Origin of the sequence: Bartonella sp. AC130YNZD (assembly GCF_042196865.1) — a bacterium.
In the GTDB taxonomy this organism is placed as follows: Bacteria; Pseudomonadota; Alphaproteobacteria; order Rhizobiales; family Rhizobiaceae; genus Bartonella.
Genome location: NZ_JBHIQZ010000045.1, coordinates 1 through 5,839, shown reverse-complemented (window position 1 = coordinate 5,839; position 5,839 = coordinate 1). Strand labels below are relative to the sequence as shown.

The window sequence follows — 5,839 nt, the reverse complement described above, 5'->3', positions numbered from 1 at the left end:
GATGGCTATAAACGCATTATAAGATAATTGCTTAATATACATATCATAAAAGAGAGCATTCATAAAAGAAAGCCGTGTCAAGTGATATGACGCGGCTTTCAAATAACGATTATAATGATAGAAAAATAATCATCCACAATGGAGTAATGAATGCATATATACAAAACGTATTATATTGCAAGCGCTCTATTGAGATATGAAAACTTATCAAAAGGAATGTAAATAATGCGTATGATTTTTACTCACTCATTTGAATGAACGCTTTTCATTTCTCTCAAACGTATTAATCATAACGTCTTTATCTTTTAAAGAGATTCATTGAAAACAAAGCCCATGATCAAAATGCTTCTTTTAAAACGTTCCAATATGTTGACCTTAAAATTGAGTTGAGTGAATTCAAATAACTTATATTCTAAAATCAAAACCTATCAAACAAATCAAAACGCTTGATAGCTTTAACAAAACCCGTTTTTTACAGTTGCAAACGTTGGCTTTTAAAACAAACTCTCATAAGACAATAAACAACCGCTTTTATCAAACGCAAGGCTTTAAAAACTGTTATAAACATCCGTTTCAAACGTTTAAACGTTCATTTAGAAAGGCTTTCATAAGTTTCTTTTAAACAGAACTTCTTTGCAAATTAATCGCTCTATATTTGTGCTCTGTACTTTTAAATGGTAACTTTTAAAACGTTTTTTAGTACCATATCTAAGGTAAAATAGTATTTTACTGCTATGGTATTACCCGCCTCCATTTTTTTGTGGAAGCGAATAATTCCGTTCTTAAAAACTAGTCTGCAATCTATTCATTAAAAGGCTTTTCATTTCATAAGATATAAAATACCTCTTTATCGTTTTTTTAACTTTTAGTAAGCGTTTTAAAAGCGATTTTATCCTTAATCCTTTTATGCAATTTTTTAAATTAAACCTATAAGCTTATGACAGGTTCAAACAGTTAATTTCTTTAATGCCATTTTAGAGGTTTTTCCCAATTTGGGGGAAAATTATATGATCTGTATTTTCTATAAATGCGTATCTTTTGATACAATTTATCTTATAACAGTTTCAAACGATTACCCTCTAATAGATAATAAGATATTGCTATAGCATTTTTAGATTTTACGCTTCTTAATTTTGGGGAACAATAATTTTGGTCTTTATACGATTAAACAAACCAATCTTTAAAACAAGATGTGATCTTTAAACGTATACAATTTATGTTATCGATAATTTCAAACAACTAAATTTTTAAACAATGTGATTTGTGCTGTGATAAAAACGTATCATAAGATTTATAAACTGTTATGAATGATATCTGCTTTTCATTTCATTTGAATGTTTACATGCGTTATAATATTTACATCATGATTTGCTTTTTATGGTCTATTCATACATGCCAATCTTATATAAAAAATGATCAATTTAGACACGCATAAAAAGATGGATTCTTGAGTGGATTCATATAAAATAATTGCAAACAACATATTGACTTTATTGTGTTTTTTGATATTATATCGGATAAACAGATGACCAAGCACTTAATTGCTTTGCACGCGTCTCATAAAGAAAATCTGCCGCCGCATCAAAATCACTGTATTTATCTTTAATTGATGTAACAGAACTTTCTAAAAACTGGTTCAAATGTCCATTAAATTCGTGGGTTTCAATGGCTTGCCTTTGAACATCTTGTTGTGCACGAATATACGCATCTTGCTCTTGAAGCTTTTTTCCCATCCAACTCATATAGCCAATGATGTCTTGTGTAGGATCTGGAGGTCCGCCTTCTCCTTCAACGCTTGGTGTCTGAGCTTGGGGTTCATAAAACTTGACAAGCGCTTCACGGGCTTGTTTGGCTTGTTGTTCTGCATGTTGCCGATCTATAGGAACGATTTCTGAAGGCTTGTCAACGGGCTCTGCAACCGGTTCTGGAGGTGTGGCATCATTACTCTCAACGGTTTCGACCTCATAATCACTCTCAAAAGAGCTCTCATCATCAAATACCGGTGCTCCAACTCTGTAATCTTCATTCATCGCTTCGTTCATTTCTGCATTCATTCTCTAACCTCTCTCAAATGCTTCTTCCTCTGTATGTTGCCGCTCTTTCACGCATGATTTGATTTTGCGCTCGTTCATTAAGAATACGCTCTCGTTCAAGCTCATGCTTCTGTTGCATCAATTCCGCTTCCAATTCTGCTCTCTTTTGACGCATGACCAATTCAATCTGCTTGCCTTGTAAATCCATCTGTTGCATCTGACTTTTAGCCGCAATATCTTGCTGCTTTTCCTGCAACTTCATTTCTTGTTCCGGATTCATTTGCTGTTGTTGGGCTTGTTGTGCCATTTGCTGCTGTTGCATCTTCTCACTTACACGATTGAGTAATGACGCAGGCAATGGTGAATAACGAAGCAAATCAAGCATGATATCCGGTGTTACGGCATTTTGAAGCAACGGTAATAATTGCGTGATAATGCCAAAGGTACGCTCTTTCTCATTCGGGCTGGTTGGAGCATCATCCACCACAATATCGTAATCAACACTCATCACCGCTTCACGTGTTAAGGGAATATATTGCGCATTCTCCTCACCCGATATCCTCACCAAACGACCATCAGACAAGTAATTCTGTATCAGATGCAAAATAATCTTACCCTGCCTTTTGCGATACAAACGCAAGCCATCAAATAGACAAGCAAGCAGGTTAAGACTAGATTGACGCCGTTGTGCTTCTAAAATCCCTGCTTGTGAGACTTCTCTCGTCCCGATAAACTCAGGCGATAAGCCCGTAACTTGATTAATCGCTTCCTTGGCTTCATTAAACAGTTGGAAAAAGCCTGCTGGAAATTGGGCGGCGGGTTTGGGCTGTATTTTACCTTCCGCAAAGGCTTTGTCTTCAGCGACTATGATAGCATCGGCGCGCGCCCAATCCTTCATAGCTTGTCTGATATCCTTAAACGCTCCCTCTTCAACAATAATTCCACCTTTAGATTGGCTGTTGAGAATATGCATTACTTGACTGAAATATTTATTTGCCCACCGTTGTGGGTCTTTTGTCGGTCTTACAACTCCATAAAATTGCCGTTCTATCTTGTCAAAATACCCCGTGATACACTCCCAACCCAATTGACCCGCTGGAACCAAAGGTTGATCGGGGCATTCAAGCAATTTCCTGCCTAAAAAAGCGCGTTTAACAACCTTTTTATTGAAAGCTGCCCCTTGAATATCGGGCATCATGCACTGGAGCTGCTTAAATTCCTCTTCACTATAATCACGCAATTCACCTGTCTCTAAATCAGGAGCCTTGTAGTATCGCTCGCTTTCAAACCAACGGCATTCAACAAGCGTTCAAGGCATTGATTTATAATCATAATCTAGCGTTATTCATATTGAATGAGAACCCTGAATAACGTAAGATTCTCTCATCTTAAATCTGTGTATCTTGAATCAATTCATATCACTTGCTTGCACACCACAAGCGGGGCTGACGTGTGGGTAAAAACTATAGCAGAAAGGAGTAAAAATGGTTCTTATGAATCGTCTTAATGCAAGATCTGTCGCAACATTGGGAACTGGCAAATATAATGATGGTGCCGGCTTGCTTCTTCATAAGCGTAAAGATGGAGGTGCTCAATGGCTGTATCGTTATACCATTCATGGGCGGCGTCGCGAAATGGGCTTGGGTGCTTTAAGAGATGTCTCTTTAAAACAAGCCCGTGAATTAGCAACTGGGTGGCGGGCTGTTTTACGTGAAGGGCGTGACCCTATTAAAGAACGTAATAAACAAAAGCGTGAGGCAATAAGCAATCTCCATTACTTAAAAGATATTGCACTAGATACTTTTGAAACTCGTAAAGCTGAATTAAAAGGTGATGGTAAAAATGGTAAATGGTTTACACCTTTACGCCTTCATATTCTCCCTAAACTAGGCTGTTTACCCGTTTCAGAGATTACGCAAACAGAGATACGCAATACCCTTTCTCCCATTTGGCATACAAAGGCTGTAATTGCTCGAACAGCATTGATACGTCTTAATATTTGTCTCAAACATGCGGCTGCATTAGGTGTAGATGTTGATTTACAAGCTGTAGAAAAAGCAAAAGCTCTCTTAGGAAAACAACGCCATAAGGTCACTAATAGACCAGCCATGGATTGGAGAGAGGTTCCGGCTTTTTATAAAACACTCTGTGAAGCATCAACCATAACACAACTGGCTTTGCGTTTGCTTATTCTGACAGGTGTTCGTACCAATCCTTTACGTCATATTCATAAAGATCAAATTGATGGGGATATATGGACCATACCTGCTGAAAATATGAAAGGCAAGCGTGATACAACAAAAGAATTTCGCGTGCCTTTATCAACTGAAGCATTAGAAATTTTAAAACAAGCACGATTGCTTTCTCGTAATGATTTCTTTTTTTCTGCTAAAGGTCGCGGTCCCCTCGCTGAGAAGTGTATGGCTCAATATATGAGAGACAATAAACTTGAAGCCTGCCCGCATGGTTTTCGCTCTAGTTTACGCGATTGGCTAGCAGAAACAACCGATGCTCCCTATGAGGTCGCTGAAACTATTCTAAGTCATACAGTAGGAGGACAAGTAGAGCGCTCCTATCGTCGCACTGACTATCTAGAACAGCGCCGTGTCTATATGGATAAATGGGCGGCTTATGTCACGAGTCAAACCTAAAATATGGGGTGAATAACCCCATTATCTGTGGATAACTTTAGCTCTCTTCTCTCTCATTCTCTCTCAATAAGACTCATAAATTATCACATTAGAAATTGTATAATAAAATATTGTTTTCTATAAATAAAATACCTTCAAAAATGAACCAAAATGTGGTTAATAAATAGTTATGATTTGTTCTCATTTTTTTACTTTTGAAAGGATTTTAGTATGACAGAAAATGATATTCTTTTAACAGACCGTGAAAGTGCAAAACTGCTTCATATGAGTGTTTCAACATTCCGGCGTCATGTTACCAATGGCTCTCTCCCAAAACCTTTAAAATTTGGCTTTTTATCCCGTTGGTTACAATCGGATCTTTTGAATGTAATCGAACAAGCAAAACAGCAACGTTATAACGACGCGGCATAAAAAGAAAACCTTATCACGTAAGGACGGACAAGGCTTTCTCAAACTCATCAACCTGGTGCTTTATTTGGTGTAAATTCAAGGCTTTCTCTACTGAAGCAAGACTTAAGGCTGGCATTCAGGTGCATTTTTATACTTTTTACAAAAAGGGCTGTTCAAACGCTTCTTGACACTGCGCTGTGGTATGACAGCACCTGGACGACAAATGGGAAGGTTTTCAGCTCTAAAAGTATAACACCAATATGGTCCTCCCCATTTGTAGCGGAATCCTGCTTGAATCATGCAAGCATCGATGGAAGCCTCTGCATTGATGCTTAGCTTTCTATTTTCTGGAAAAACATCATAAGGGGTTGGCATACCACATTCTAACAATGCTTTTCCTACCTCAGTAAAATCTGCTCCTGGTTTCTCCCATGCACTCAAAACTCCTGGTGGAGGCTTGTCGATGTTACATCCAGCAATATTTAACAGAATGAGACCACTTAATAATTTCAAGATTTGTTTCATTTTTTTCTTCCTGAATATTTTGAATAAATTGGCGTACGATTAGGTAATCCATAAGCCTGTCGACATATTGAACCTGCATTACCATAACAAGCATGGACACTGGGGTAGCCCTTAAATATTTGCCATGCTTCTTTCCAAGGACCACTTCCAGGAGGTATTTGCCCAAAAGTGTAAGGATTTTTGCCAATCTTTGTACCAACAAAGTCATTTTTATGATTTTCCAAGTTTACGTAATCCTGC

The 5,839-nt window shown here is 37.6% G+C and carries 3 protein-coding genes and 3 pseudogenes; 2 read left to right on the top strand and 4 right to left on the bottom strand.

All coding sequences use genetic code 11. The annotated features are described in order from the left end of the window. Positions 1-1,514: 1,514 nt before the first annotated feature. Both ACFINU_RS08860 and ACFINU_RS08855 read right to left on the bottom strand, forming a co-directional pair. Positions 1,515-2,054, bottom strand: a pseudogene (locus ACFINU_RS08860) (hypothetical protein); the annotation flags it as partial. 13 nt (positions 2,055-2,067) lie between these two features. Further along, a pseudogene (locus tag ACFINU_RS08855) lies at positions 2,068-3,342 on the bottom strand (phage portal protein); the annotation flags it as partial. A gap of 175 nt (positions 3,343-3,517) precedes the next feature. On the opposite strand from ACFINU_RS08855, the gene ACFINU_RS08850 reads away from it, so the two are divergent. Both ACFINU_RS08850 and ACFINU_RS08845 read left to right on the top strand, forming a co-directional pair. Further along, positions 3,518-4,684: a tyrosine-type recombinase/integrase gene (locus ACFINU_RS08850; RefSeq protein ID WP_375618844.1), complete on the top strand. Its 1,167-nt coding sequence runs from the start codon at positions 3,518-3,520 to the stop codon at positions 4,682-4,684. Positions 4,685-4,894: 210 nt separating this feature from the next. After that, positions 4,895-5,095, top strand: a complete 201-nt coding sequence (locus ACFINU_RS08845; protein WP_015856172.1) for an AlpA family transcriptional regulator — start codon at positions 4,895-4,897, stop codon at positions 5,093-5,095. Positions 5,096-5,197: 102 nt separating this feature from the next. On the opposite strand, the gene ACFINU_RS08840 is transcribed toward ACFINU_RS08845, so the two are convergent. Both ACFINU_RS08840 and ACFINU_RS08835 read right to left on the bottom strand, forming a co-directional pair. Further along, positions 5,198-5,599, bottom strand: coding sequence for a hypothetical protein (locus tag ACFINU_RS08840; protein ID WP_375618845.1), 402 nt, complete (start codon positions 5,597-5,599; stop codon positions 5,198-5,200). Continuing rightward, positions 5,596-5,839, bottom strand: a pseudogene (locus ACFINU_RS08835) (hypothetical protein); the annotation flags it as partial. The gene ACFINU_RS08840 and the pseudogene ACFINU_RS08835, both read right to left, overlap by 4 nt.

Coding starts and splice junctions, on each gene's coding strand:
- ACFINU_RS08850 (WP_375618844.1), top strand. CDS start 3,518: ATGGTTCTTATGAATCGTCTTAATGCAAGATCTGTCGCAACATTGGGA.
- ACFINU_RS08845 (WP_015856172.1), top strand. CDS start 4,895: ATGACAGAAAATGATATTCTTTTAACAGACCGTGAAAGTGCAAAACTG.
- ACFINU_RS08840 (WP_375618845.1), bottom strand. CDS start 5,599: ATGAAACAAATCTTGAAATTATTAAGTGGTCTCATTCTGTTAAATATT.